The following is a 26262-nucleotide window of genomic DNA, read 5'->3' on the forward strand; positions in this document are numbered from 1 at the left end:
GTTCTGACCGTCGGCAACACTCACGACCCCTCCGCAGGAGATCCGCGCAGGGCTGGGGGAGACTGGGGTGTGCCCGCACTGCCTCTCGATCTGACCACCACCGTGGAAGCCGACCTTCCGGCCAGCGCGCTCGAAGGGGTCGGCGAGCGCCCGTTCGGGGTATACGTGCATGTGCCGTTCTGCGCCACACGCTGCGGGTACTGCGACTTCAACACCTACACCGCCGGTGAGCTCGGCTCGGCGGCGTCGCCCGAATCCTGGCTTGACGGGCTCAAGCGTGAACTCGAACTCGCGGCGCGAGTACTCAAGAAGGCGCCGGCCGTCGACACCGTGTTCGTCGGGGGCGGGACGCCGTCGTTGCTCGGGGCCGATGGGCTCGCGAATGTGCTCGACGCGGTGCGCGGGGCGTTCGGGCTCGCGAAGGACGCCGAGGTGACCACCGAGTCCAATCCGGAGTCGACCTCGCCCGCGTTCTTCGAGGGTATCCGCGAGGCCGGGTTCAACCGGATATCGCTGGGTATGCAGTCCGCGGCGCAGCATGTGCTCAAGATCCTCGACCGCACCCACACACCCGGCCGTCCGGTCGCGGCCGCGAAGGAAGCGCGCGCGGCGGGCTTCGGGCATGTCAATCTCGATGTCATCTATGGGACGCCGGGTGAGCGGGTCGAGGATCTGCAAGCGTCGCTCGACGCGGTGCTCGCGGCCGGGGTGGACCACGTCTCCGCGTACGCGCTGATCGTCGAGGAGGGGACCGCGCTGGCCAGGAAGGTCAAGCGCGGAGAACTGCCCGCGCCGGACGACGATGTGCTGGCCGCCGACTACGAGTTGATCGACGAGATGCTCGCGAAGGCGGGTTTGCGCTGGTACGAGGTGTCCAACTGGGCGTCTTCCGAGGCCGCGCGGTGCAGGCACAACCTCGGGTACTGGCGGGGTGGTGACTGGTGGGGCGCCGGGCCTGGCGCGCACAGCCACGTCGGCGGGGTGCGGTGGTGGAACGTCAAGCATCCGGCGCGGTACGCGTCGCTGCTCGCCGAGGGATCGTCACCCGCAGGCGGGCGCGAGGTGCTCACGGACGCCGACCGGCATCTGGAGCGGATCATGCTCGAACTCCGGCTGGCGGAAGGGCTTTCGCTCGACGCGCTCGACGCGGACGGGCTCGCCGAGGCACGCGAAGCGGCCGCTGAGGGACTGCTCGATGTGTCCGCTTTGGACAGTGGACGCGCCGTGCTGACCGACCGAGGGCGGCTACTCGCCGACGGTGTCGTGCGCCGCCTTGCCGCCTGAGATTCCCGCCAGGAACATGTCGAGCGCGTATTCGAAGCGCTCCTGGGCGGTCTCGCCGCTGAACAAGCCGTTCATCTGCAGCAGGTTCGGGAACTCGTTGGCGGGCAACGAGTTCAGGTACTCACTTCGCTGCGCGAGCTCCTGCTGGTCGACGTCGCCGGACATCCAGACGCTGCCCTCATAGGCGAAAGCCTTGGTGTACGTGGAAAGCGCGTCGCCCGCGAACACCGCCTGACGCAGCGGGAGGCCGCCTGCCCGCAGCAGCGCGATCATCGCCTCGCCGTGGCGCAGCGCGTTCGGGCCGATGGGCACCATGGTGTTCCAGGCGACCTTCGCGATGCCGGGGTGGCTCAGCATGGCCGCCAGCTGGGCTCGCAGCAGCTCTTTGACCTGCTCGGCCCATCGGCTCGGATCGGGTGCCGGGATCGGGGCGTCGCCGAGTATCCGGTCGAACATCAGCTCGTCGAGTTCGTCCTTATTGGACACATGCGCGTACAGCGAGGCGGGCCCCGTCTCGAGCGCCTGCGCGACGCGACGCATGCTGACCGCGTCGATGCCCTCCGCCGCCAGTATCTCCAGCGCGGTTTTGACGATCAGATCGCGCGAAAGCTGGGGTTTCGACGCGCGACGCGGCGGTTCCCGGTGCCACGGCGAGTTCGGTACAGCCACTCGGCCACCTCCTGGCGGTCACTCTAGCGAACATCGGCATTGACACGAACACTGTTCGTCGGTAGAACGGTGTTCGTCGAACGAACACCGTTCGTCACGTCGAAGCCGAAGAGGAGATCTCATGTCCGAGGAAAACGCCGTGCTCGAGGTGCTGGCCGCGCTCGCCACCGCGTGGAATGAGGGGGACGCGGCCGCGTACGGCCGGTTGTTCACCGAAGACGCCGACTACGTGACATTCTTCGGGATGAATATGCCCGGTCGCGAGGCGATCGAGGCCGGCCATCGCGCGCTGTTCGAGGGGCCGCTCAAGGGCTCGAAGCTCGGCGGCGGGACCGATGAGGTCAAGGTCCGCTTCGTGCGGCCGGATGTCGCCATTGTCGTGGCGGGCGGCGGGTCTTTGCTCGAAAGTGGTGACTTTCGCGCGTCGACGGTCACCTATGTGCTGGTGCGGGACAACGGTGAGTGGCGGGTCGCGTCGTTCCAGAACACCCGCGTCAGTGATCCGGCTGCCGCGCGATGAAGCCGATGGTCGAGGTGAGTGGCGTGGTCCACGCGCCGCCGGACGAGGTGGCGCGGCGGGTTTACGCCCGCTTCGCCGGGGAAACCGGTCCCCATCACCCTCGGGTGGAAGTGGACCGCGAGCGGCGCAAGGTCGTCGTTCAAGGCGGCTGGTGGTATCGCGGGGAGTACACTGTGGACGATCACCCAGCGGGTACATTGGTTACACACAGGGTGTTCAACGTGACCAGGCGGGGCCGGTGGGGCGCGCCTCTCGCAAATCGCCTTTTTATCGGGTTCCGTGCGAAAGTTGTGGTGGGGTTCACTGCGTGGCTCGATGACTTAGGCTAGCCTTAGCTCAAGAGCATCGAGGGAAAGGAGTGAGCGATGGTTGTCACCCAACGCGCGACGCGTCCGTGTCTGCGACTGGCCGTGCTGCGTACCGAACGGCTCACCCCCCACATGATCCGGGTCGTCGCTGGCGGACCCGAGATCGCCGACTTCCGGCCGAACGACCGCACCGACGCCTACGTGAAGGTGTTGCTGCCCGTGCCGGGCGTGACCTATCCCGAGCCGTTCGACACGCAGGTCATCAAGGCGACCATGCCGCGTGAGCACTGGCCGCGGATGCGGTCGTACACCGTCCGGAGCTTCGACGAGGTCAAGGGCGAGCTGACCCTTGACTTCGTCGTGCACGGCGACGAGGGACTCGCGGGCCCGTGGGCGATGCGTGCGCGGCCCGGCGACGAGCTGCTGATCTCCGGCCCCGGCGGCGCCTACGCGCCCGGCGACGAGGCGGACTGGCACCTGCTGGCGGGCGACGAGAGCGCGTTGCCCGCGATCAGCGCGACGCTGGAAGCGATGTCCCCCGCCGCGGTCGTGCGGGCGTTCATCCTGGTCCAGGACGACACCGAAGAGCTGCCGCTGAGCACGCGGGCCATCGACTCGCGGATCGTCTGGCTGCACCGGTCCTCCGGCGACGACCTGGAAAAGGCCGTGCGCGACCTGGAGTTCCCGGAAGGCCTCGTGCAGGCCTTCGTGCACGGCGAGGCCGGGTTCGTCCGCGAGCTGCGGAAGTACCTGCTCGGCGAGCGGGGCATGCGCAAGGACCTGCTGTCGATTTCCGGCTACTGGCGTCGCGGTGCGACCGACGAGGAGTGGCGGATCCAGAAAGCGGCCGAAAAGAACGCGTAGTGTCGGCCTCGTGACCGAACTCAAGGTTGATTCCGACCCCGCCGACCTAGGTTTCGACGCTGACCGACTCGGGCGCATCGACACGCATTTCGCCCGATATGTTGACAATGGACTGCTTCCCGGCTGGCTGGCCGTCATCAGCAGGCAAGGCAAAATCGCGTATGTGGGCACCTCCGGCCTGCGCGATGTCGAGGCCGGGCTGCCGGTCGAACTCGACACCCGGTGGCGCATCTTCTCGATGACCAAGCCGATCACCTCGGTCGCCGCGATGATGCTCTACGAACAGGGCCTGTTCCAGCTGACGGACCCGATTTCCCAGTGGCTGCCCGAATTCGCCGAGCCGCGCGTGTTCACCAAGGGGTCGTCGCTGCGCCCGGTGACCGAGCCTGCGACCGAGCCGATCCGGGTCTGGCATCTGCTCACGCACACCGCGGGGCTCACCTACGGCTTCCACCACGCGGGACCGGTCGACGCGCTGTACCGCGCGCAGGGCTACGAATGGGGCACGCCGCCGGGGCTCGATCTGGCCGCGTGCAGCCAGGCGTGGGCGAAACTGCCGCTGGTGTTCCAGCCGGGCAGTGAATGGAACTACTCGGTGGCCACCGACGTGCTCGGGCGGCTGGTCGAGGTCGTCGCGGGCAAACCGCTCGACGAGTTCTTCTCAGAAGCCATCTTCGGCCCGCTCGGCATGACCGAGACGGCGTTCTGGACCGAGGACACGGATCGCCTCGCCGCGATGTACGTGCCGACGCCGGGCACCGGGAAAATCGTCCGCAATGACGCTTTCGGCGCGGTCGGCGCGGCACGGCCGGACTGCCTCTCGGGTGGCGGCGGCCTGGTGTCCACCGCGGCCGACTATCACCGCTTCACGCAGATGTTGTTGCGTGGCGGGGAACTCGACGGCGTCCGCGTGCTCGGCCCGCGCACCGTCGAGCTGATGGCGTCCAACCACCTGCCTGGTCACGTCGACCTCGAGGCGTACGGGCGGCCGTTGTTCGCGGAGATGCCGTTCGACGGGCACGGCTTCGGGCTGGGCTTCTCGGTGCTGGAAGACCCGATCAAGGCGAAATCCTTGGCCAGCGCGGGAGAGTTCGCCTGGGGCGGGGCTGCTTCGACGGCGTTCTGGGTCGACCCGGACGAGGACCTGACCGCGATGTTCTTCACCCAGCTGCTCCCTTCGAGCACGTATCCGCTGCGTCAGCACCTGCGCCAGCTGGTCTATCAAGCATTGGTCGGATAAGGGTCGTGAGTGTTCCCGACGGTTCTAACCGTCGGGAACACTCACGAGTCCTTCACTCGTAGACGCGGACGTAATCGACGGTCAGCGCCTGCGGGAAGCTCGTGGCTGAGTCCGGGTCGCCCGGCCAGTCGCCGCCGACGGCCAGGTTGAGCAGCAGGAAGAACGGGTGGTCGAACACCCAGCGCTTGCCCGGCGGGATGTTGTCCGGGGTCAGCGTGAGGTAGGCCTGGTCGTCGAGGAACCAGGTGATCTTCTCGCCGGACCATTCGACCGCGTAGACGTGGAAGTCCTCCGAAAGCGGCCGCGCGGCGTTGGCCGAGCCGCCGGGGCCGTTTTCGTTGAAGTAGCCAGGGCCGTGCAACGTTCCGTACACCGTGTTCGGCTCGTTGCCGACGTTCTCCATGATGTCGATCTCGCCGCAGTCCGGCCAGCCCGCGGTGTCGTAGTCCGCGCCGAGCATCCAGAACGCGGGCCAGAGTCCTTGGCCCTTCGGCAGTTTCATCCGCGCTTCGAAGCGGCCGCTCGCCTGCTCGAACTTGCCCTGGGTGATCAGTCTGGCCGAGCTGTACCGGCATGTGCCGTACCAGCAGGAGCCGCCGGGATTCTCCTTGCGAGCGGTGATTTTCAGGTTGCCGGAGCCGTCGAGCGCGGCGTTGCGACTGCCGCCGGTGTAGTACTGCAGCTCGTTGTTGCCCCAGCCGTCGCCGCCGACGTCGTTGGTCCACTTGGTCGGGTCGGGGCCTTGGCCCGCGCCGCCGTCGAATTCGTCGGACCAGGTCAGCGCCCATGCTTTCGGGGCGGCGGTGGCGGGCGTGGCGGTGATCGTCAGTGCGGCGGCCAGCAGCAGGCCGCCCCAGCGGTGGAAGCTCTTCATGGATGCTCCTCCGGAATCAATATGAAGCAAACCTTCATATTGGGGAACGAAGGTAAGAGGACGACAAACCGGCTGTCAAGCAGGTAGACGCGTCACGTTCTTGTCATCTAGAGTTTGAAGGAAACCTTCGAATTAGGGGAGTGTGTGTGACTGTCTCGCCCGGTCGGCCGGGGTTGCTGCGGGCGATCAACGACAAGGCCGCCTTCGAGCTGCTGCTCGAGCACGGCCCGTTGTCCCGCACCCGGTTGTCGATCCTCACCGGGCTCGCGCATCCGACCGTCACCCAGCTGCTCGGCCGTCTCGAAACGGGCGGACTGGTCGTGCCCGCCGGGATCGACGAGGGCGGCCGCGGCCCGAACGCCAAGCTCTATGCCGCCAACGCCCGTGCCGCGTACGTCGCCGGGATAGACGTGACGCCGCACCGGCTTTCGGTCGCGATCGCCGACATCACCGGCACGATCGTCGCCGAGCGTGAGTGCCCGACGCCGAACCGTCCGGCCGAGCGGCTGCGGCCTATCCTGGAGGCCGCCACCGCACAGGTCGGGCTGCAGGTCGGCGAGTTGCGGCAGGTCATGCTCGGCACGCCGGGCGCCATCGACCCGCGCACCGGAAAGCTCGGCTACGCGCCGCACCTCGACGGCTGGGACCTGCCCGATCTGGACGGACGGCTGACCGCCGCGCTCGGCACCCGTGTCACGGTCGAGAACGACGTCAACCTCGCCGCCGTCGCGGAAATGCGGGCGGGACAAGCGAAAGGCGTCGACGACTTCGTCCTGCTGTGGGCGGGGGAAGGCCTCGGCATGGCGCTGGTGCTCAACGGCCAGGTCCGCCGCGGCGCGACCGGGGGAGCGGGCGAGGTCAGCTACATGCCGGTCGCCGGGGTCCCGTTGAGCCGTGACGTCGGGCGTGGTGGCCACGGGGGCTTCCAGCTTTCGTCGGGCGCGGCTGCCGTGCTGGATCTCGCGCGGGAACACGGGATAGCCGGGGAGACCGCGGCCGAGGCGGTCGCTCAGGGGAGCGGGAAGTTCCTTGACGAGCTGGCGACGCGGCTGGCCACCGGGCTCGCGTCGATCATCTGTGTGGTGGATCCCGGGCTGGTGGTGTTCAGCGGCGAGATCCCGCACGCGGGCGGGGATGACCTGCTCGCGCGGGTCCACAGTGAACTGTCCGATCTGGCCATCGCGCAGCCCCGGCTGGCGCTGAGTTCGGTGCCGGGGAACGTGGTGCGGGCGGGTGCCGTGGAGTTGGCGCTGGCCGGAGCGCGGGCGGAGCTGTTCAAGGGGTCGTGAGTGGTATGACCGGTTAGAACCGGCCGTACCACTCACGACCCAACGCCTAGCCGAGCTTGGAAACGACCTGCTCGCCGTACGCCGCAAGCGTTTGCTCCCGGTCGTCGTGCATGAGGTAGAGCGAGAACTGGTCCACGCCCAGCTCCTTGAGCTCCTCCAGCCGGTCCACGTGCGCGGAAGCCGGACCCAGCAGGCAGAAGCGGTCGACGATCTCGTCCGGCACGAAGTCCGTCGACGGGTTGCCTGCCTTGCCGTGGTGGGCGTAGTCGTAGCCCTGGCGCTCGCGGATGTAGTCGGTCAGCTCACGCGGCACCGGGCCGCTGTCGCCGTACCGCTGGACCAGGTCCGCCACGTGGTTGCCGACCATCCCGCCGAACCAGCGCAGCTGTTCACGCTGGTGTGGCAGGTCTTCGCCGATGTACGCGGGCGCCGCGAGGCAGATGGTGATGCCGCGCGGATCACGGCCGGCGGCGCGGGCCGCCTCGCGGACCGAGCCGATCGTCCAGCGGGCGATGGCCGGGTCCGCGCACTGGAGGATGAAGCCGTCGGCGTGCTCGCCGACCATCTTCAGCGCCTTGGGCCCGTAGCCCGCCATCCACATCTCGAGCCTGCCGTCGCGGATCCACGGGATGCGGACGGGCTTGTCGTTCATCAGGACCTCGCGGCCCTCGGCGAGCTCCTTGACCGTGTGCATGCAGTCCCGCACGGTGGCCAAAGTGGACGGTGGCTTGCCGACGACGCGGTGCGCGGAGTCGCCGCGGCCGATGCCGCAGATCGTCCGGTTGCCGTACATGTCGTTCAGCGTGGCGAAGGTCGACGCCATCACCGACCAGTCCCGCGTGCCGGGGCTGGTGACCATCGGGCCGACGATCATCGACGAGGTCGCCGCCAGGATCTGCGAGTAGATGACGAACGGCTCCTGCCACAGCACGCAGGAGTCGAACGTCCACCCGTACCGGAAACCCTGGTCCTCGGCCGTTTTCATCAGCCGCACGACGTCCCGCGCGGGCGGGTCCGTCTGCAGGACGATTCCGAAATCCACGACTCTCCCCCTAATTCAGGTACTGGTTCAGCCCACGGCTGAGGAACTTGCCGTGCGTGGTGCTGCCGCTGAAGCCCGACGGTGACACGACCACCCGCCCGCGCGAGAGCACGGTCTCGACCTTGCCGGTGATCTCCAGGCCCTCGTAAGCCGAGTAGTCCACGTTCATGTGGTGCGTCTCGGCCGAGATCCTCTGGCGCGCGGCAGGGTCGTAGATCACGATGTCCGCGTCCGAACCCGGTGCGATGACACCCTTCTGCGGATACAGCCCGAACATCCGGGCCGGTGTCGTCGAGCAGGTTTCGACCCAGCGGCCGAGTGAGATCTCGCCCGCCACGACGCCCTGGTGCAGCAGGTCCATCCGATGCTCGACGCCGGGCATCCCGTTCGGGATCGCGCGGAAGTCGCCGCGGCCCAGTTCCTTCTGGTCCTTGAAGCAGAACGGGCAGTGGTCGGTCGACACCACCGAAAGATCGTTGGTGCGCAAGCCTTTCCACAGATCCGTCTGATGCGACTTCTCGCGCAACGGCGGCGACGCGACGTACTTCGAGCCCTCGAAGTACGGCTTCTTCATGTCCTCGATGGACAGGTAGAGATACTGCGGGCACGTCTCCGCGAAGACGTTCTGGCCCTCGTTGCGAGCCTCGGCGACGGCCGCGAGCGCTTGCGACGCCGACAAGTGCACGATGTACAGCGGTGAGCCCGTCACCTTGGCCAGCGTGATCGCGCGCGAGGTCGCCTCGCCCTCCAGTTCCGGCGGTCGGGTGAGGCTGTGATGCACGGGCTCGATCCGGCCCGCCGCGTACGCCTGCGCGGCCAGTTGGTCGATCGCGATGCCGTTCTCGGCGTGCATCATGATCGTCGAGCCGGTCTCGCGGGCCTTCTGCATGGCCAGCAGGATCTCGCCGTCGGTCGAGTAGAACACGCCCGGATAGGCCATGAACATCTTGAAACTGGTGACGCCGCCGTCGATGCAGGCTTCCATCTCCTTCAGCGACGTGTCGTTCACGTCGCTGATGATCATGTGGAAGCCGTAGTCGATCGCGCAGTTGCCGCCGGCCTTCTCGTGCCATTTGTCCAAAGTGGACAGCACGGAGGTGCCCTTCGCCTGCACGGCGAAGTCGATGATCGTCGTCGTGCCACCCCAGGCGGCCGCCGTGGTTCCGGTGCCGAAGGTGTCGACCGAATGCGTGCCGCCGAACGGCATCTCCATATGCGTGTGCGCGTCGATGCCACCGGGCAGCACGTACTTCCCAGCCGCGTCGATGACCTCATCGGCCTCGGTGAACACGCCCGGCGCGGCCACCGCGACGATCTTTTCCCCGTCCACCAGCACATCCGCGAGCGAAGCGCCGGTGGTCGAGAGTACTTGCCCGCCCTTGATCAGCGTTGTCATGGCTCAGGCCTCCGTCAGCGGTCCGTAGCTGTCCGGGCGGCGGTCGCGGTAGAAGGCCCACTGGTCGCGGACCTCGGCGAGCAAGCCCATGTCCAGGTCACGGACGACGATCTCCTCTTCGGTGTCCGAAGCCGCCTCGCCGACGATCCGCGCGCGCGGATCCACAAAGTACGTCTGGCCGTAGAAATCGTTGTCGCCCAACGGTTCCACGCCGACTCGGTTGATCGTGCCGACGAAGTACTCGTTCGCCACCGCCGCGGCGGGCTGCTCGACGCGCCACAGGTATTCGGACAGGCCTCGGCTCGTCGCCGACGGGTTGAACACGATCTTCGCGCCTGCCAGGCCGAGCGCGCGCCAGCCCTCGGGGAAGTGGCGTTCGTAGCAGATGTAGACGCCTATGCGGCCGACCGCGGTGTCGAACACCGGGTAGCCCATGTTCCCGGGACGGAAGTAGAACTTCTCCCAGAAGCCCTTGACCTGCGGGATGTGGTTCTTGCGGTGCTTGCCGAGGTACGTGCCGTCGGCGTCGATCACCGCGGCCGTGTTGTAGTACACCCCCGGCTGCTCGACCTCGTACATCGGCACCACGAGCACGACTCCGTGCCGCTCGGCGACCTCCTGCATGAGCTTGGTCGTCGGGCCGTCCGGGATCTGCTCGGTGTAGGAGTAGTAGTCCGTGTCCTGCACCTGGCAGAAATACGGGCCGTAGAACAATTCCTGGAGACAGACGACCTGTGCGCCTTGTGACGCCGCCTTGCCGATCGCTTCGACGGCGTTGGCGATCATCGACTCCTTGTCACCCGTCCACCGCTGCTGGATCAACCCGGCGCGCACTACGTCGCTCACTGATTTCCTCCTTGTTGGTAGCGGGCAAGGCCAAAGCCAGATAGACGAGGAACGCGCCTACCAGGCCGACCACCCAGTTGTAGTCATAGAGAGGCTTGAGGAACGGGATCAGCCCGTCCGCGGGGAAGGGGCCGCCATAGGCGCCACCGACCGCGAGCACGGCGCCGACGGCGGTCGCGACGAGCGCACGCCAGTTCCAGCCGCCGGTGAACCAGTACGCGCCGCCCTCGGTGTAGAGGTCACGCAGTTTCAGTTCGGTGCGGCTGACCACCCAGTAGCCGGCGACGAGCACACCGGCGACGGCGCCGAGCAGTCCACCGTAGAAGCCGAGCCACGCGAAGATGTAGATGTTCGGGTCCGAGTACAGCCGCCACGGCTGGATCAGGATGCCGATCACGCCGGTGATCAGGCCACCGACCGCGAAGGTGATCTTACGCGGGAACGCGTTCGAGAAGTCGTACGACGGGCTGACCACGTTCGCGGCCAGGTTCGCCGAGATGGTCGCGAGCACCAGCGCGATCAGCGCGACCACGACGACCAGCGGGCTGCCGAACTTGTCCGCGAGCTTCGCCGGATCCCAGATCTGCTCGCCATAGAGGACACTGCCGCCCGAGGTGGTCAGGATCGCCACGATCGCGATGAACGTCATCGTGGTCGGCAGGCCGAGAATCTGGCCCTTCACCTGCTTGCCCTGGCTGCCGCCGAAGCGGGTGAAGTCCGGCATGTTGAGCGAGAGCGTCGACCAGAACGCGATCATCGCCATCAGCGTCGGCGCGAACACCTTCCAGAAGTCCGGTCCCCAGCCGAGTTTGCCCGGCTCGGACAGGATCGGCCCGAAACCGCCTGCCTGAATGAGAACGTAGCCGAGCATGATCAGGAAGCCGACCGACACCAGCGGCGCCGTCCAGTTCTCGAACCGCCGGATGGCCTCCATGCCACGCCAGATGATCAGCATCTGGATCACCCAGAAGACACCGAACGAAAGCCACAGCGTCCAGTGCTGCCCGAGAACGACCGTGGAGTCCTTCCAGCCGGAGCCCGCGAGCCGCCCGACGATGATGTAGAGCGCCTCACCGCCGACCCACGTCTGGATGCCGAACCAGCCACAGGCGATGAACGCCCTCAGCAGAGCCGCGAGGTTCGCCCCGCGCACGCCGTAGAAGGCGCGTGCGAACACCGGGAACGGGATGCCGTACTTGGTGCCCGCATGACTGTTGAGCAGCATCGGCGCGAGCACGATGAGGTTGCCGATGGTGATCGTCAGCAACGCCTGCACCCAGTTCATCCCGAGCGCGATCAGCGACGCGGCCAGCGCGTAACTGGGGATGTTGTGCGCCATCCCCATCCAGAGCGCGAAATAGTTGTAGGTGGTCCAGGTCCGCTTCTCGACCGGGACCGGCGCCAGTTCACTGTTGAAGAACCGGCTGCCCTCCAGAGAGGTGACGTCGGTGAGTTCGACCCGGCCATCGCCGTGCGCGCGTGTCGTCGGCTCCATTGCGGCATCCTGCGCCGCCCGGCGGACAGGTGGCACTTGCAGAGTGTTCAGCGTTGGCGGTGGCCGCGCGCACACTGTCGATTGCGCTCGACCGCTCCGCGATGCATGACCCGCGTCACATGCACGCGCTTAGCATGCAGGTCACGCGGGTGAAACACACGATCGGGCGGCTGAAGGTTCAGCCGTGCGACCGGGGTCGTGAGTGTTTAGACCGGTTAGAACCGGCCGTACCACTCACGACCCCAGTGCTCAGCCGAAGAACTCGGTGAAGGCGCGGATGACGGTTTCCGGCTGTTCCTCGGCGAGGAAGTGGCCGGAACGCTCCACTTTGCTCACCCGGACGTCGGTTCCCTTGGTGGACAAGACGTACTGGAAGAACTCGAAGCTCGCCTCCGCGGCCAGGCCGAGCATCGGCTTGGTCACCTTGGGGTAGGCCTTCTGGTCCTCGATGTCCTGGTTGAAGGCCTGATACCAGGCGTTGCCCGCGCGGATCGCGTCCGGTTTGGCGTAGGCGTGCGCGTAGATGGCACGGGTGGCTTCGCTGATCGCGGCCGGGTTCACCAGCAGGAGGTCGAAGAAGTAGTCGATGAGGAAGCGGGACCGGCCGGTGATCAGCTGCTCGGGCAGCGCGCGGACCTGGTTGAAGGCGAACCACCACAGGTGGAACTCGCCGGGCTTGGGCAGCAGGGGCAGCTGGTAGAGGCTCTCGTCGGGGTGGGCGACGTCGAGGAGCGCGACCTTGGTCGTCGCGTCGCTGTGGTTGATGGCGAAGCTGTGCGCGACCATGGCGCCGATGTCGTGGCCCGCGATGTTGACGTTGCTGTGGCCGAGGCGGCGGGTGAGCTCGAAGATGTCGCGCGCCATCGTCTTCTTGTCGTAGCCGCCCGACGGCTTGGCCGAGCCGCCCATGCCGCGCAGGTCGACGGCGATCACGCGGTAGCGGCGGGCCAGCGCCGGCATGATCTTGCGGAACTGCCACCAGGTCTCCGGCCAGCCCGGCAGCAGGACCAGCGGTGCTCCCTGGCCGCCCGTGACGTAGTGCAGGCTGGTGCCGTTCACGTCAGCGTGCGCGCTGGTGAAACCCAGTGAACGGGCCAGTGCCGCGTCCGAAACCGAGGGGTCCGCCGAAGCGGTTCCGCCGGTCGCCGCGGTGGCGGCCACACCGGCTCCGGCGGCGAGCATCTTACGTCTTGAGAACTGCATGTCAGCTTCCCTCCAGCGTTAAGTGCGGAGAGCTTTGTGTGCGGGGCGAAGGCTGGCAAGGCCTTTCAAGCAGGATTGAAAGGCTCGGGCCTCCACACGATCTTCACAAACCGCGCGGATCGTCTCCACGCGCATTGCTTAAGGTCAGAGCCATGGAACTGGGAGCGCGGCGGATTCTCGTCGTCGAGGACGACCTCACGATCGCCGAGTCGATCGCGGCCCGGCTGCGTGCGGAGGGGCACACGGTCGAGCTCGCGCACGACGGGCCCGCCGCGGTCGCCCGCGCCGAGAGTTACGAGCCTGACCTGGTCGTGCTCGACGTGATGCTGCCCGGGTTCGACGGGCTGGAGGTCTGCCGCCGGATCCAGGCGCGCCGTCCGGTGCCGGTGCTCATGCTGACCGCGCGGGCCGATGAGACCGACCTGCTCGTCGGGCTCGGGGTCGGCGCCGACGACTACCTGACGAAGCCGTTCTCGATGCGCGTGCTCGCGGCCAGGGTGCAGGCGCTGCTGCGGCGGGTCGACCGTGCGGTGCCGCGCAGCTCCAAGATCGTGCTGGGGGATCTCGAGATCGACGTCGACGAGCGCCGGGTGTCCAGGGCGGGCGCCGAGGCGCAGCTGACGCCGCTGGAGTTCGACCTGCTCGTGCATCTCGCGAAGCGGCCGCGTGCGGTGCTGGCGCGGGAACGCCTGCTCAGCGAGATCTGGGACTGGGCGGACGCGTCCGGCACCCGAGCCGTCGACAGCCACATCAAGGCGTTGCGGCGCAAGCTCGGCGCGGACCTCATCCGCACCGTGCACGGCGTCGGCTACGCGCTGGACGTCAACTCATGAAGCTCCAGACGCTCGTCGACTTCCTGCCGAGACCGCTCGACCCGGTGCGGTCGATCAAGCTCAAACTGGCGTTGCTGATCGTCGGCTCCGGCGGGATCGCGCTCGGCTTCTTCCGCTGGCAGATCGGCTGGCTGCCGCCGAGGACCACGATCACGGCCGTGGTGCTGGCGCTGGTCACGTCGCAGATACTGGCGCACGGCATGACGCGGCCGCTCCGCGAGATGACGGCCGCCGCCGGCCGGATGGCCAAGGGCGACTACACGCGCCGGGTCCGCGCGACCTCGCGCGACGAGGTCGGCAGGCTCGCCGACGCGTTCAACCGGATGGCCGCCGACCTCGCGGCCGCCGACCAGCAGCGCCGCGACCTCATCGCCAACGTCTCCCATGAGCTGCGTACCCCGATCACCGCGCTCAACGGCGTGCTCGAAAACCTCGTCGACGGCGTCGAGAAACCCGACCCCAGGACACTGCGCACCGCGCTCACCCAGACCGAGCGGCTCAGCGCGCTCGTCTCCGAGCTGCTCGACCTCTCCCGCATCGACGCGGGCGCGTTCCCGCTCGACCTGGAGGACGTCGAACTCGCCCCGCTGGTCGACGAGGTCATCGCCGAGGCCGAGGTGATGGCCGCCGCGCTCGGCCGTGGCGTCCGCTTCACCGTCGACCTCGAACCCCGCATCGTGGTGCCCGCCGACCGCGCCCGGCTGCACCAGGTACTGCTCAACCTGCTCGACAACGCCGCCCGCCACGGACCGGCCGGCGGTGAGGTGGGCGTCGAAGCCAAGGTGCTCGGCGACCACCTGCTCATCGAAGTCCGGGACGAGGGCCCCGGCATCCCACCCGAAGACCACGCCCGCGTCTTCGAGCGCTTCACCCGAGGCGAACGGGCAGGCGGCGGTGGCACGGGCCTCGGCCTGAACATCGCCCGCTGGGTCGTCGACCTGCACGGCGGCTCCATCGGGGTCGCCGGACCCGGTTCCCGGATCCGCGTGACCCTGCCGCGCTGACCTTTCCCCGAGATCACCCCGGACCCGCTTGGGCCACGGGGCGATGAAGCACACCCTCTGGAGGAGTTCCCATGGCCGATCGGCCTGCTCACGCGACCCCGGCAGGGGCCGTCGCCTCGATGCCGCCACCGCCGGAGCTGCCTCCGATGCCGCCGCCACCGGTTCCGGTGCTCGCCCGGCCCGCTTACGTGCCCAAGTCGGCGCGGGTGGCCTTGCCGCCCTCGGTGCTGCCAGCTGTGCTCGCCGCGGCGGTGGTGGGGGCGATCTTGATTCCGCTGGACCGGCCGGGGATCGGGTGGCTGCTGGCAGGGATCACCTGTGTGGTGGCCGTGGTGGTCGCGGATCGGAAGGCTCGGGCGTGGGGATCTCGGTCGGCTGAGGCTGGTGAAGGGAGCCTTCACACAGCTGGGCTGGGTGAGGGGAGCCTTCACACAGCTGGGCTGGGTGAGGGGAGCCTTCACCAAGCCGAACCCGCCCCAAGAAACCCAAGCCGCGCAAGGATTCTCTGGGCAGCGCTGGCACTGGCACTGCTCGCCGTCGGAACGATCCGAGCCGCCGAGTGGCTCTTTGTCTTCTGCGTGCTCGCGGCCGCGGCGGCCGGGTCGCTCGCCGCCGTCGGGCCGAGGTCCGTCAAGGGCCTGCTGTACGACGTCCTCGCCGTCCCGATCGAGGCGTTCGGCGGGCTCGCCTGGCTCGGCCGGGGTACCAAGAAGGCCCAGCGCAAGCCGAGTGGCGCCACCAAACGCATAGCCTCGGCCGTGTTCGTGACGCTCGCGTTGCTCGCTGTCTTCGTCCCGCTGCTGAGCTCGGCCGACGCGACGTTCGCCGGGGTGCTCAAAGCCGCGATGCCGGAGGTCGACGGTGGCAACGCCGTGCAGTGGATCTTCGTGTTCGGGCTGGTCGGGGCCGCTACCGCGGGTGCGTTGTTCGTGCTGGCCGCGCCGCCGCGACCAGCGGAAGCGAAAGCGCACAAGGTGCTGCATCGAGTGGAATGGGCGTTGCCGGTCGGCGTGCTGACCTTGCTCTTCGCCGGGTTCGTGTTCGCTCAGCTTGTCGCGTTGTTCGGGGGCGACGCCTACGTCCTGCGCACGTCAGGGCTCACCTACGCCGAGTACGCGAGGGGCGGGTTCTGGCAGCTGTCCGCTATCACGGTGCTGACACTGGGGGTCATCGTGATCGCGTTGCGGTGGGGCAGCAAGGAAACCGCGCGAGATCGGTGGTGGCTGCGGGGCGTGCTCACCGGGCTGAGCCTGTTGACGCTGGTGATCGTGGCGTCCGCGTTGAGTCGCATGTGGACATACCAGCAGGCGTACGGGTTCACTGTGCTGCGGCTGCTGGTCGAGACCTGTGAACTGTGGCTCGGCGCCGTCTACCTGCTGATGATCGCCGCGATCTGGAAGCTGGACCAGACCTGGCTGCCGAGGGCGGCGATCGGGACCGCGATGGGCGCGCTGCTCGCGCTGGCCGTGCTCGACCCGGAGCGGTTCATCGCCGACCGCAACATCGACCGGATGGCCGAGGGGTACGGCATCGATTCCGCTTATCTGAGTACGCTTTCCGCCGATGTGCTGCCCGCGGTGGAGAGGTTGCCCGAGCCGGTCCGGGCGGCGGTTCGCGGACCGGTTCGGGCTGGTCTGGGCGCCGATTCCTGGCAGGAGTTCAACTTCTCCAGGATGGCGGGACGGTAAGCGGGTGTGGTGAGCACCGTTCGAGGGGGAGGGTGCTCACCACACCTGGTCTCATTTGCCGAGCGGGAAGATGCCCTGCGTCGCGTTGGACGCCGCGCAGGCGTTGGGGAATTCCTTCTTGTAGTCGACGGCCTCGCCGTTCCAGCGGCCGGTGACCGTGACGTCGACCGGCGCGAAGTTCAGCGGGCAGGCCGTCTCGGCCTCCTCGATCGAGGAGAACTTGCCGCCCGCGCCTTCCAGCACCTCGCAGGCCTTGGCGGGATCCTTGTGCGAGCCACCGGGTTCGTTGCAGGTCAGGGTGACGCGCGCGTAGCCGCCGCTGCTGTCGGTCTGGCTGAGACGTAAGGCGTACGAAGCGTTCTCGGGGGACGCGGGGCCCGCCAGCGATGCTGCGGCCAAAGCGACGGCGGTGATCGTTTCGAAAATTGCCATACAAGATCTATCGGCAGTTCCAGGAAACAAAAGGCCACTCGGACGAGTGGTCAACGCTCACGAATGGGTGATCAGTGTGTCGTGGGCCAGCAGTGCCACATAGAGCGAGAGCATGGACTCCGGATCCTCCAGCTGCACGCCGAGCACCTGCTCGATCCGGGCCAGCTGCTGGTAGTACGCGGTCCGCGAGGTGTGCGCGGCCGCGGCCGCCGCCGACTTGTTGCCGCCGTGCTCGCAGTAGTGCCGCAAGGCCTGCATCAGACGGCTTCCCGTGGCCGCGTCGCGTGACAGCAGCGGACCGAGTTCCCGTGCCGCGAAAGCCTCCAGCCGCTCGTCCGTCGCCAGCAGCTGCAGGAGCCCGCGCAGGCGGACGTCGTCGAGCCGGTGGAACACCCGCTTCACGTCGGTGCGCAACGCCGCCGCGGCCACGTGCGCGGCCTCGACCAGTGTGCGCCGCGCGTCGGCCGGTCCGTCCACAGTGGTCCCGACGGCGACGACGCTCGGTGCCCGCGTCTCGTGGATGTCGGTGGCGAGCCGGTGCAGCACGGTGTCCGGGTTGGCCTCCGGTGACAACGAGATCAGTGCTCGCACGGTGGTCTCGTCGACCGTCGCGACCAGCGCGCGCACCCGCGCCCGGCGCGCCGCCAGCGCGGTCGCTTCGGCGAGTTCGCGCAGCATCGGGCCGGTCGACACCGCGGGCAGGCCGGTGGCGGTGGGCCTCGGCCGGATGGCGACGCCCACCAGCTGGCCGGTCAGCGGCACGGCCAGCGCGGACGCGCGCGCCAGCAGTTCCGCCGACGGCACCGGTGAGCCGAGCAGCTCGCACAGCACCGCGCGGTGGGCCTGGCGTTCGAGGCTGTCGGTGTCCTTCGCGACCAGGCGGTGCACGGCCAGCGCGGACGCGGCGCGCTCGGCGACGACGCGGTGCCGGTGCGGGGGAGTGTCGGGGCAGACCAGCACGAGCCGTCCCCAGTCGTGCCCGCGCGCGCCGACGACCGTCACCAGCCAGCCGGCGCCGGGGTGATAGCCGGTGCGTTCGCCGAGCTGGATGGTGCGTGACCGCGTCAGCCAGCCGGTGAGCAGGTCGCCGGGGTCGGTGCCCGCCGCGTCGTACGCGAGCACCTCGTGCGACAGGGTCTCCAGCACCACCGGCTGCTCGGTCATCCTGGCGACCTCGCGCAGCACGGCCTCCGGCTCCGCGCCGGACACGGTCAGCGCGGTGAACACCTCGTGCACGCGCTCGGCCGCTTTGAGCTCGGCGACCTGCGCGTCCACGATCATTCCGTTGACCGACTCGGTGACGGTGACGTAGCGCGTCTCCCGCGACAGCGTGACCAGCGGGATCCCGTGCCGGTCGGCGGCACGGACCAGCGCGCCGGGCAGCTCGTCGTTCCAGTGCCGGACCAGCTCGATGATCACCCCGGACACCCCGACGGCGGCCAGCTCGTCGATGTACCTGGTCAGCGTGGCCTCGTCGTCGGGCAGCGCGACGCCGGTGGTGAGCACCAGCTCGCCGCCCTTGAGCAGGTGCGCGATGCCGGTGACCTCCGCGACGTGCACCCAGCGCACGTACGCGCCGAGCCCGATCGCGCCGGCGACGACGTGCGGGCGCCCATGCCGGAGCACCGGCAGCGCGAGCACTTCCGCCACGGTCGGATACATACACAGACTGTACGGGCGGTGGCGCTAGTCGGTACACGTTGCCGGTGGCGTCCGCGTGCCGGTCACACCGAGACTCGGGAACCATGAGTGCAGAGACGTTGGTGAACCGGCACCGGGCAGTCCTCCCGCAGTGGCTGGCCCTGTATTACAAGGAGCCCATCGAGATCGTCCGCGCCGAAGGCAGGCGCGTCACCGATTCGAACGGCAACACCTACCTCGACTTCTTCGCCGGGATCTTGACCAACGCCATCGGCTACGGCGTCAAGGAGATCTCCGACGCCATCCGCTCGCAGCTCGACACCGGCGTGCTGCACACGTCGACGCTGTACCTCATCCGCAAGCAGGTCGAACTCGCCGAGCAGATCGCCGAGCTGTCCGGGATCCCGGACGCGAAGGTGTTCTTCACCAACTCCGGCACCGAGGCCAACGAGACCGCGCTCATGCTCGCGACGCAGCAGCGGCGCAGCAACCAGATACTGGCGCTGCGCAACTCGTATCACGGCCGCGCGTTCGCCACGATCGGCATCACCGGCAACCGCGGCTGGTCCGCGAGCTCGCTCTCGCCGGTCAAGGTCAGCTACGTGCACGGCGGCTACCGCTACCGCGGGCCGTTCGCCGGGCTGTCCGACAAGGACTACATCGCGGCTTGCGTCGACGACCTGCGCGATGTGCTGCAGACGACGACCTCGGGCGATGTCGCCGCCATGATCGCCGAGCCGATCCAGGGCGTCGGCGGGTTCAACGTGCCGCCGGACGGCCTGCTCGGCGCGTTCAAGGAGGTGCTCGACGAGCACGGCATCCTGTTCATCTCCGACGAGGTGCAGACCGGCTGGGGCCGCACCGGCGAGCACTTCTGGGGCTTCCAGGCGCACGGCATCACGCCGGACGCGCTGACCTTCGCGAAGGGCCTCGGCAACGGCCTCGCGATCGGCGGCGTGGTCGCGCGCGGTGACCTGATGGACTGCCTCACCGCCAACTCGATCTCGACCTTCGGCGGCAACCCGATCTCGACCGCGGGCGCCAAGGCGACGCTGGACTACCTGCTCGACAACGATCTGCAGGGCAACGCGCGCAAGCTCGGCGACTACCTGCTGCGCGGGCTGCGTGACCTCGGCGACAAGTACGACGTGCTCGGCGACGTGCGCGGCAAGGGCCTGATGATCGGCATGGAGTTCGTCTCGCCCGGCGTCACGCCGAGCACGGAGGCGGCGGGCATCGTGCTGGAGGAGACCCGCGAGCGTGGCCTGCTGGTCGGCAAGGGCGGGCTGCACGGCAACGTCATCCGCCTCGCCCCGCCGATGACGCTCACCGAGACCGAAGCCGCCGAGGCGCTCGAGATCCTCGGCGAATCCGTCGCACGCGCGCAGGAGGCCGTCAAGTGACCGCTCGCATCAGCCACTGGATCGACGGCAAGCCCTACTCGGCCGTCGCCGAGCGCACCGGCGACGTCTACGACCCGGCGACCGGCGAGGTACAGGCGCAGGTCGACTTCGCTTCCGGGGCCGACGTCGCCGAAGCGGTCGCCGCCGCGAAGCGCGCGTTGCCCGGGTGGCGCGGTACTTCCCTCGCGGCGCGCAGCCGGGTGCTGTTCGCCTTCCGCGAGCTCCTCGTGGCGCGCAAGGACGAACTGGCGAAGATCGTCACGGCCGAGCACGGCAAGGTCGAATCGGACGCCGCAGGCGAAATCGCGCGCGCGATCGAAAATGTCGAATTCGCCTGCGGTGCGCCGCAATTGCTCAAGGGCGGATTCAGCGAGAACGCCTCCACCGGCGTCGACGTCTATTCCATCGCGCAGCCAGTGGGCGTGGTCGGTGTGATTTCGCCGTTCAACTTCCCGGCGATGGTCCCGCTGTGGTTCGCGCCCAACGCGATCGCGTGCGGCAACACGGTCGTGCTCAAACCGTCGGAAAAGGATCCGTCGGCCGCCAACTTCATCGCCGAGCTGTTCGCCGAGGCCGGGTTGCCCGCCGGGGTGCTGAACGTGCTGCACGGCGACAAGGTCGCGGTCGACGGCCTGCTGGAGCACCCTGACGTCAAGGCGATCTCGTTCGTCGGCTCGACCCCGATCGCGAAGTACGTCTACGAGACCGGTACCCGCAACGGCAAGCGGGTGCAGGCGCTCGGCGGCGCGAAGAACCACATGGTGGTGCTGCCGGACGCGGATCTGGACCTCGCGGCCGACGCGGCGGTGTCCGCCGGGTTCGGCTCGGCCGGCGAGCGGTGCATGGCCGTTTCGGTGGTCGTGGCCGTCGACCCGATCGGCGACGAGCTGGTCGCGAAGATCGCCGACCGGATCAAGGGACTGCGGGTCGGCGACGGCAGGCGGCCGAGCTCCGAGATGGGACCGCTGGTCACCGCCGCGCATCGCGAGCGCGTCGAGTCCTATGTGGACGCCGGAGTCGAGTCGGGCGCCACGCTGGTGGTCGATGGACGGGCAGTGGACGCCGACGGTGCGGCCGATGGATTCTGGCTGGGGCCGACGCTGTTCGACCACGTGCGGACCGACATGTCCATCTACACCGACGAGATCTTCGGGCCGGTGCTGTCGGTGGCGCGCGTGGACGGGTACGCCGAGGCGCTGGATCTCGTCCACGCCAACCCGTACGGCAACGGGGTGGCCATCTTCACCAACGACGGCGGCGCCGCGCGGCGGTTCCAGAACGAGGTCGAGGTCGGCATGGTCGGTGTCAACGTGCCGATCCCGGTGCCGGTCGCGTACTACTCGTTCGGCGGCTGGAAGGACTCGCTGTTCGGCGATTCGCACGCCTACGGGCCGGAGGGATTCCATTTCTTCACCAGGACGAAGGTGGTCACCTCGCGCTGGCTCGACCCGTCACACGGTGGGATCAATCTCGGTTTTCCGCGCAATGACTAGATAATCGGACCTGACTGTTCTCTCCACGGTGAGTGGACGGTGCGGCGGACAAAGCGGTACTCCAGAAAGGTGCCCTTTTCCGCCGCACTGCCATGTCCGCACCGCAGACGGGGATGAACATGCCGGAAACCGAACTACCCCACTGGCCGGTCCAGCGAACCTGCCCGTTCTCGTTGCCAGCCGAATACGAGAAGTTGCGTGAAGATTCACCGGTGATGCGCGTGAGGCTGCCATCGGGATTCGAGGCCTGGGTCATTTCCGGGCTCGCCGACATCCGCTCGATGCTGACCGACCCGCGGTTCAGCTCGAACCGCCACAACCCGGGGTTCCCGAAGATCGCCGAGGGCCTCATCGCCATGCCGGACTTCCGTGCGTCGCTCAACGAGATGGACGCGCCGGAGCACGGACCCAAGCGCCGGGAGGTACTGGCCGAGTTCACCGTACGGCGCATGAAGGCGCTGCGCCCCCGCATCCAGGAGATCGTCGACGCGCAGCTCGACCTCATCCTGCGCGGCCCCACCCCGGTCGACCTGGTGCCGACGCTCAGCCTGCCGGTGCCGTCGCTCGTTGTCTGCGAGCTGCTCGGCGTGCCGTACGCCGACCATGACTTCTTCCAGACCCGCACGCAGGCGATGATCAGCCGGTCGTACACGCCCGAACAGCGCCATCTCGCGACAAAGGAACTGCTGAAGTTCCTCGACGAGCTGGTCACGGCCAAGGTGGCCGAGCCGACCGACGACCTGCTCGGCAGGCTGGTCGTCAAGCAGCGCGAGAACGGCGGCGTGCGGCATCGCGAGATCGTCGAACTGGCGTTCCTGCTGCTCGGCGCCGGTCACGAGACGACGGCGGCGTCGATCTCGCTGGGTGTCGTGGCGTTCCTGAAATACCCGGAGCAGCTGGAAAAAGCCTTGTCCGATCCCGGAAAGATGCTTGACGCGGTCGAGGAGCTGCAACGGTTCTTCACCATCGCCGAGGCGGCAGGCGCCCGTGTCGCGCTCGAGAACGTCGAACTCGGCGGCGTGCTGATCCGCAAGGGCGAAGGGGTGATCCCGCTCAGCAACCTCGCCGACCGCGACCTCGACGCCTTCGAGAACCCCGACCGGTTCGACATCGACCGCGGCGCCAGGAACCACGTGGCGTTCGGCCACGGCATGCATCAATGCCTCGGCGCGAACCTGGCCAGGATCCAGCTGCAGGTGGTGTTCGAGTCGCTCTTCCGGCGCATTCCAGGCCTGCGCCCGGCCATCCCGGTGGAAGAGATGGCGTACAAGGCCGATTCCGAAATCTATGGCATGCACGAGCTTCCGGTCATCTGGTAGGCCGACGATGTCACCGATTCGTGAAAGCGCTGTCGGGCAATAGTCTTTCGGTGGCCGGAAAGTAGCCCGATCCGGTGAATCGTAGGGGTTCCCCTTAAGTGGTACGGACCTGACGAGGTCGTCTCCGGCGGGTTGGACGATCGCTCGCGCGGGGCGGTAAACCGTAAAAGGCGATTCCGAACACGGAAATCGCCGCCCTGAAAAGCACGCCGTTTGTCCGGACGGGGATAAGACATGACCGAAGTCGCCCAGCCGCAGGTCCTCTCGTGGCCGTTGAAGCGGGCCTGCCCGTTTTCGCCGCCCTCGGAGTACAAGGCACTGCGTGAGGAGGCGCCCATATCCCGGGTCAGGCTGCCGTCCGGCATGCAGGTCTGGGCCATCTCGAAGCTCAAGGACATCCGCACGATGCTGACCGACCCCCGGTTCAGCTCGGACCGCCATCAGCCGGGCTTCCCGCTGATCGCGGAGGGGGTCGAGGCGATCTCGGGTTTCCGTGCCTCGCTCAACGAGATGGACGCGCCGGAACACGGCCCGAAGCGCCGCGAGGTGCTCGGCGAGTTCACCCTCAAGCGGATCCAGACGCTGCGGCCGCGGATCCAGCAGATCGTGGACGACCAGATCGACATCGTGCTGAGCAGCGGCCTTCCGGTCGACCTGGTCTCGACGCTCGCGCTGCCGGTGCCGTCGCTGGTGATCTGCGAGCTGCTCGGCGTGCCGGTGCGCGACCAGTCCTACTTCCAGACCCGCACGCAGGCGATGATCAGCCGCGTCTTCAGCCACGATCAGCGCCGCCAGGCCTTCGACGAACTGCTCGACTACTTCGACGAGCTGGTCACGGCGAAGGAGAAGAACCCGTCGGACGACCTGATCGGCAGGCTGATCTCGAAGCAGCGCGCGGAGGGTGGCGTCCGGCACCGCGAGATCGTCGAACTCGGTTTCCTGCTGCTCAGCGCCGGCCACGAGACGACGGCGAGCATGATCTCGCTCGGTGTGGTCGCGTTGCTGGAGCACCCCGAGCAGCTGGCGAAGATCATCGCCGATCCGCGCAAGACGATGGACGCCGTCGAGGAGATCGCACGCTACTTCACCGTCGCGGAGGCAGCGGGCGCGCGGGTCGCGACCGATGACGTGGAGCTCGGCGGGGTGCTCATCCGCAAGGGCGAGGGCGTGATCCCGTTGTCCAGTCTCGGTGACCGGGACCCCGACGCGTTCCAGAACCCCGACACCTTCGACATCGAGCGCGGCGCCAAGAACCACATCGCGTTCGGCTACGGCATCCACCAGTGCCTCGGCGCGAACCTGGCGCGGATGCAGCTGCAGATCGTGTTCGACACGTTGTTCCGCCGGATCCCTTGCCTGCACTTGGAAGGCTCGCTCGACGACATGCCGTTCAAGGACGATTCGGAGGTGTACGGCCTGCACGAGCTGATGGTCAGCTGGTGAGAATCCACGCGGACCGTGACCGCTGCGTCGGCTCGGCGCTGTGCGTGCTGACCGAGCCCGCCGTCTTCGACCAGGACGACGGCGGGCTGGTGCTGGTGGTTTCGGAGGAGGTGTCCGGCCGGATCCACGATGCCATCGATCTGTGCCCAAGCCAGGCATTGCGTTTGGCCACCGAATAGTTGACCTTGCTTGCATGCGCTTTGTTCCGCTCGTGCTCGCGGCGTTGCTCCTGATCGCTGGTCAGACGGCGGCCGCGCGGCCGCCGTCCGCGGTGTTCCTGAACGTGGTCGCGCACCAGGACGACGACCTGTTGTTCCTCACGCCCGACCTGTCGCAGACCCTCAAGGCCTCGGTGACGGTGTATGTCACGTCCGGCGAGGGAAGTCATCCCGAGTCGATGACGCCCGAGGACTACGCGGAGATGCGGCAGGCGGGCGAGCGGAACGCGTACGCGACGATGGCGGGTGTCGCGAACCGCTGGGACCGCGTCGCGCTGCGCACCGGGACCGGCACGACGGCCGAGCTCGCGACCTTGCGCGCGCGGCCGTCGGTCAAGCTCGTCTTCCTGCGGCTGCACGACTGGTCGGATCTGCACGGGCTATGGAACGGCGAGGTGGCGTCCGGCGGCACGGTACTGCCGACCGGCAGCCCCGCGCGGGTCGAGGACACCTACACGAGGGACAAGCTCACCAAGACGTTGACGTGGCTGATGGACCACTTCCGTCCCACGGTGATCCGCACCCAGAATCCCGCGCCGTTGAGCGGTTTCTACGCGCCAGACCCCGACAACCCCGACCACACGGCGGTCGCGCGGTTCACCAATCTCGCGGCCGAGTCGTACGAGGGCAAGGCCCAGGTGCGGAACTACCGCGGCTACGACGACGCCCAGCTCCCGACTGGCTTGGATCCGGCACTGCGCGCCGAGCGGACCAAGGCTTTCCGTGCCTACGCCGACGTCGACACGAACGTCGCGACGCTGTTCGACGACACGGCGTCCTATCTCGGCTGGCGGCAGACGATGCTGAACCGGTGGCCGTCCGGGGTGTCCTGGACCGACGGTGCCGATGAGGCGTACGCGGTTCTCGGTGACGAAGTGAAACGCTGGCGCCGGAATGTCTTCGGTGAGTGGGGAAAGCCGGTCGGACTCGGGGGCAGCGGCTTCGCGCCCGCGGTGACCGTGGCTCGTCAAGCCGATGGCAGGCTGCGGCTGTTCTCGTTGAACCGCAACACTTTCGACGTGGTCACCGCGGTACAGGACCGTTTCGGCGACTACTCCGGGTGGACGTCCTTGGGCAACCCCAACGGCCCCGGCGGCGATCAGACCGGGTTGCCCGCGGCGGGCACGGACGCGCAGGGGCGCCTGTGGTTCTTCGTGCGCAATGGCGGCGGGGGAGTGAGCGCGCGGCAGCAGAACGCGGACGGGACTTTCGGGGACTGGCAGGACATGCACGGCTGGGGCGTGCAGGACGGGCTCTCCGTCGTGTCGGCCGGCGGCCGGCTGCAGGTGTTCGCGACGCAGTGCTCGGCTCGCTTGTACGTGACGGCGACGTGTTCGATCGCGCGGCTGGTGCAGGGGGAGTCCGGCTTCGAGTGGGACACCTCGGTCGTGCCGGGAGCGGCGGCGACCGCGCCGACGGCCGTGGCCGGCACCGACGGCAAGGCGCACGTCTACTTCCGCGCGACCGGGACCGCCGCCGTGCTGATGGCGGTCGACGGCGTGGTGACCGATCTCGGCAACCCGGGCGGGCCAGGCGAGGTCGCGGCGACCGCCACAGGCGAGGTCTACGCGCGCAACGCCGCACACGGCATCAGCGCCCGCGGCGCGTCGGGGTGGCGCGCGGTCGGCGGCCACACCGAGGCCTCGCCCGCCGTCGTCGGACGCGGCGTGGTGAGCATCGGAGTGGACGGCCGGCTGACCCAGTTAGTCCACTAACCCGCAGGTCAGGGGTCGTGAGCGTTGCGGGCGGTTCTAACCC

The 26262-nt window shown here is 68.2% G+C and carries 23 protein-coding genes; 14 read left to right on the forward strand and 9 right to left on the reverse strand.

What is annotated here, in order from left to right; all coding sequences use genetic code 11:
* The first annotated feature begins 69 nt into the window (after positions 1 to 69).
* On the forward strand, positions 70 to 1284 hold the full coding sequence (hemW, locus tag ACFV15_RS40110) for a radical SAM family heme chaperone HemW (RefSeq protein ID WP_378357681.1): 1215 nt from the start codon (positions 70 to 72) through the stop codon (positions 1282 to 1284).
* Here hemW and ACFV15_RS40115 read toward each other — a convergent pair.
* Complete coding sequence (locus tag ACFV15_RS40115; protein WP_378357642.1) at positions 1246 to 1953, reverse strand: TetR/AcrR family transcriptional regulator; 708 nt, start codon at positions 1951 to 1953, stop codon at positions 1246 to 1248. The genes hemW and ACFV15_RS40115 overlap by 39 nt on opposite strands.
* A 121-nt stretch (positions 1954 to 2074) precedes the next feature.
* On the opposite strand from ACFV15_RS40115, the gene ACFV15_RS40120 reads away from it, so the two are divergent.
* The 3 genes from ACFV15_RS40120 to ACFV15_RS40130 all read left to right on the forward strand — a co-directional run bounded on the left by ACFV15_RS40120 (position 2075) and on the right by ACFV15_RS40130 (position 4885).
* The gene (locus ACFV15_RS40120; protein WP_378357644.1) at positions 2075 to 2473 is read left to right on the forward strand and encodes an SgcJ/EcaC family oxidoreductase; all 399 of its coding nucleotides are present in this window, start codon (positions 2075 to 2077) and stop codon (positions 2471 to 2473) included.
* Between the two features lie 365 nt (positions 2474 to 2838).
* Positions 2839 to 3645, forward strand: a complete 807-nt coding sequence (locus ACFV15_RS40125; protein WP_378357646.1) for a siderophore-interacting protein — start codon at positions 2839 to 2841, stop codon at positions 3643 to 3645.
* Positions 3646 to 3655: 10 nt separating this feature from the next.
* A complete protein-coding gene (locus ACFV15_RS40130; protein WP_378357648.1) occupies positions 3656 to 4885 on the forward strand; it encodes a serine hydrolase domain-containing protein in 1230 nt (409 codons plus the stop codon).
* A 52-nt stretch (positions 4886 to 4937) separates the two neighbouring features.
* On the opposite strand, the gene ACFV15_RS40135 is transcribed toward ACFV15_RS40130, so the two are convergent.
* On the reverse strand, positions 4938 to 5759 hold the full coding sequence (locus ACFV15_RS40135; protein ID WP_378357649.1) for a family 16 glycosylhydrolase: 822 nt from the start codon (positions 5757 to 5759) through the stop codon (positions 4938 to 4940).
* 146 nt (positions 5760 to 5905) lie between these two features.
* On the opposite strand from ACFV15_RS40135, the gene ACFV15_RS40140 reads away from it, so the two are divergent.
* Positions 5906 to 7048: an ROK family protein gene (locus ACFV15_RS40140; protein ID WP_378357651.1), complete on the forward strand. Its 1143-nt coding sequence runs from the start codon at positions 5906 to 5908 to the stop codon at positions 7046 to 7048.
* A 46-nt stretch (positions 7049 to 7094) separates the two neighbouring features.
* Here ACFV15_RS40140 and ACFV15_RS40145 read toward each other — a convergent pair whose 3' ends face one another.
* The 5 genes from ACFV15_RS40145 to ACFV15_RS40165 form a co-directional block, all read right to left on the reverse strand.
* Positions 7095 to 8090: a TIGR03842 family LLM class F420-dependent oxidoreductase gene (locus ACFV15_RS40145; RefSeq protein ID WP_378357653.1), complete on the reverse strand. Its 996-nt coding sequence runs from the start codon at positions 8088 to 8090 to the stop codon at positions 7095 to 7097.
* A 10-nt stretch (positions 8091 to 8100) separates the two neighbouring features.
* A complete protein-coding gene (gene hydA, locus ACFV15_RS40150; RefSeq protein ID WP_378357655.1) occupies positions 8101 to 9486 on the reverse strand; it encodes a dihydropyrimidinase in 1386 nt (461 codons plus the stop codon).
* A 3-nt stretch (positions 9487 to 9489) separates the two neighbouring features.
* The gene (locus ACFV15_RS40155) at positions 9490 to 10332 is read right to left on the reverse strand and encodes a nitrilase-related carbon-nitrogen hydrolase (RefSeq protein WP_378357657.1); all 843 of its coding nucleotides are present in this window, start codon (positions 10330 to 10332) and stop codon (positions 9490 to 9492) included.
* On the reverse strand, positions 10283 to 11827 hold the full coding sequence (locus tag ACFV15_RS40160) for an NCS1 family nucleobase:cation symporter-1 (RefSeq protein WP_378357659.1): 1545 nt from the start codon (positions 11825 to 11827) through the stop codon (positions 10283 to 10285). Before ACFV15_RS40160 ends, ACFV15_RS40155 begins: the two co-directional genes overlap by 50 nt.
* A 249-nt stretch (positions 11828 to 12076) precedes the next feature.
* Positions 12077 to 13030: an alpha/beta fold hydrolase gene (locus ACFV15_RS40165; protein WP_378357660.1), complete on the reverse strand. Its 954-nt coding sequence runs from the start codon at positions 13028 to 13030 to the stop codon at positions 12077 to 12079.
* A gap of 152 nt (positions 13031 to 13182) precedes the next feature.
* Between ACFV15_RS40165 and ACFV15_RS40170 the strand changes: the two genes are divergently transcribed.
* The 3 genes from ACFV15_RS40170 to ACFV15_RS40180 all read left to right on the forward strand — a co-directional run bounded on the left by ACFV15_RS40170 (position 13183) and on the right by ACFV15_RS40180 (position 16555).
* Positions 13183 to 13863, forward strand: a complete 681-nt coding sequence (locus ACFV15_RS40170) for a response regulator (protein ID WP_378357662.1) — start codon at positions 13183 to 13185, stop codon at positions 13861 to 13863.
* Positions 13860 to 14867: an ATP-binding protein gene (locus ACFV15_RS40175; protein ID WP_378357664.1), complete on the forward strand. Its 1008-nt coding sequence runs from the start codon at positions 13860 to 13862 to the stop codon at positions 14865 to 14867. The genes ACFV15_RS40170 and ACFV15_RS40175 overlap by 4 nt, the downstream gene beginning before the upstream one ends.
* Positions 14868 to 14938: 71 nt before the next feature.
* Positions 14939 to 16555 (forward strand): DUF4153 domain-containing protein, encoded by a 1617-nt coding sequence (locus tag ACFV15_RS40180; RefSeq protein WP_378357666.1) that lies wholly within the window; start codon positions 14939 to 14941, stop codon positions 16553 to 16555.
* A 51-nt stretch (positions 16556 to 16606) separates the two neighbouring features.
* Here the strand turns inward: ACFV15_RS40180 and ACFV15_RS40185 are convergent, their stop codons facing one another.
* Both ACFV15_RS40185 and ACFV15_RS40190 read right to left on the reverse strand, forming a co-directional pair.
* Entirely contained in the window at positions 16607 to 16987 is a 381-nt protein-coding gene (locus tag ACFV15_RS40185; protein WP_378357668.1) for an SSI family serine proteinase inhibitor, read from the reverse strand.
* A 57-nt stretch (positions 16988 to 17044) separates the two neighbouring features.
* Positions 17045 to 18649, reverse strand: a complete 1605-nt coding sequence (locus tag ACFV15_RS40190; RefSeq protein ID WP_378357670.1) for a PucR family transcriptional regulator — start codon at positions 18647 to 18649, stop codon at positions 17045 to 17047.
* An 83-nt stretch (positions 18650 to 18732) separates the two neighbouring features.
* Here ACFV15_RS40190 and ACFV15_RS40195 point away from each other — a divergent pair, with 83 nt between their 5' ends.
* The 6 genes from ACFV15_RS40195 (at position 18733) to ACFV15_RS40220 (ending at position 26219) form a co-directional block, all read left to right on the forward strand.
* On the forward strand, positions 18733 to 20031 hold the full coding sequence (locus ACFV15_RS40195; protein WP_378357671.1) for an aspartate aminotransferase family protein: 1299 nt from the start codon (positions 18733 to 18735) through the stop codon (positions 20029 to 20031).
* Positions 20028 to 21524 carry a CoA-acylating methylmalonate-semialdehyde dehydrogenase gene (locus ACFV15_RS40200; protein ID WP_378357673.1) on the forward strand — a complete coding sequence of 499 codons (1497 nt, stop codon included), beginning with the start codon at positions 20028 to 20030 and terminating at the stop codon, positions 21522 to 21524. The genes ACFV15_RS40195 and ACFV15_RS40200 overlap by 4 nt, the downstream gene beginning before the upstream one ends.
* Positions 21525 to 21637: 113 nt before the next feature.
* Positions 21638 to 22843: a cytochrome P450 gene (locus ACFV15_RS40205; RefSeq protein WP_378357683.1), complete on the forward strand. Its 1206-nt coding sequence runs from the start codon at positions 21638 to 21640 to the stop codon at positions 22841 to 22843.
* A gap of 234 nt (positions 22844 to 23077) precedes the next feature.
* Positions 23078 to 24286, forward strand: a complete 1209-nt coding sequence (locus ACFV15_RS40210; RefSeq protein ID WP_378357675.1) for a cytochrome P450 — start codon at positions 23078 to 23080, stop codon at positions 24284 to 24286.
* Complete coding sequence (locus ACFV15_RS40215; RefSeq protein ID WP_378357677.1) at positions 24283 to 24465, forward strand: ferredoxin; 183 nt, start codon at positions 24283 to 24285, stop codon at positions 24463 to 24465. Before ACFV15_RS40210 ends, ACFV15_RS40215 begins: the two co-directional genes overlap by 4 nt.
* A 14-nt stretch (positions 24466 to 24479) precedes the next feature.
* Positions 24480 to 26219, forward strand: a complete 1740-nt coding sequence (locus ACFV15_RS40220; RefSeq protein WP_378357679.1) for a PIG-L family deacetylase — start codon at positions 24480 to 24482, stop codon at positions 26217 to 26219.
* Positions 26220 to 26262: the final 43 nt, after the last annotated feature.

The organism is Amycolatopsis sp. NPDC059657, from assembly GCF_042734395.1.
Lineage (GTDB): Bacteria > Actinomycetota > Actinomycetes > Mycobacteriales > Pseudonocardiaceae > Amycolatopsis.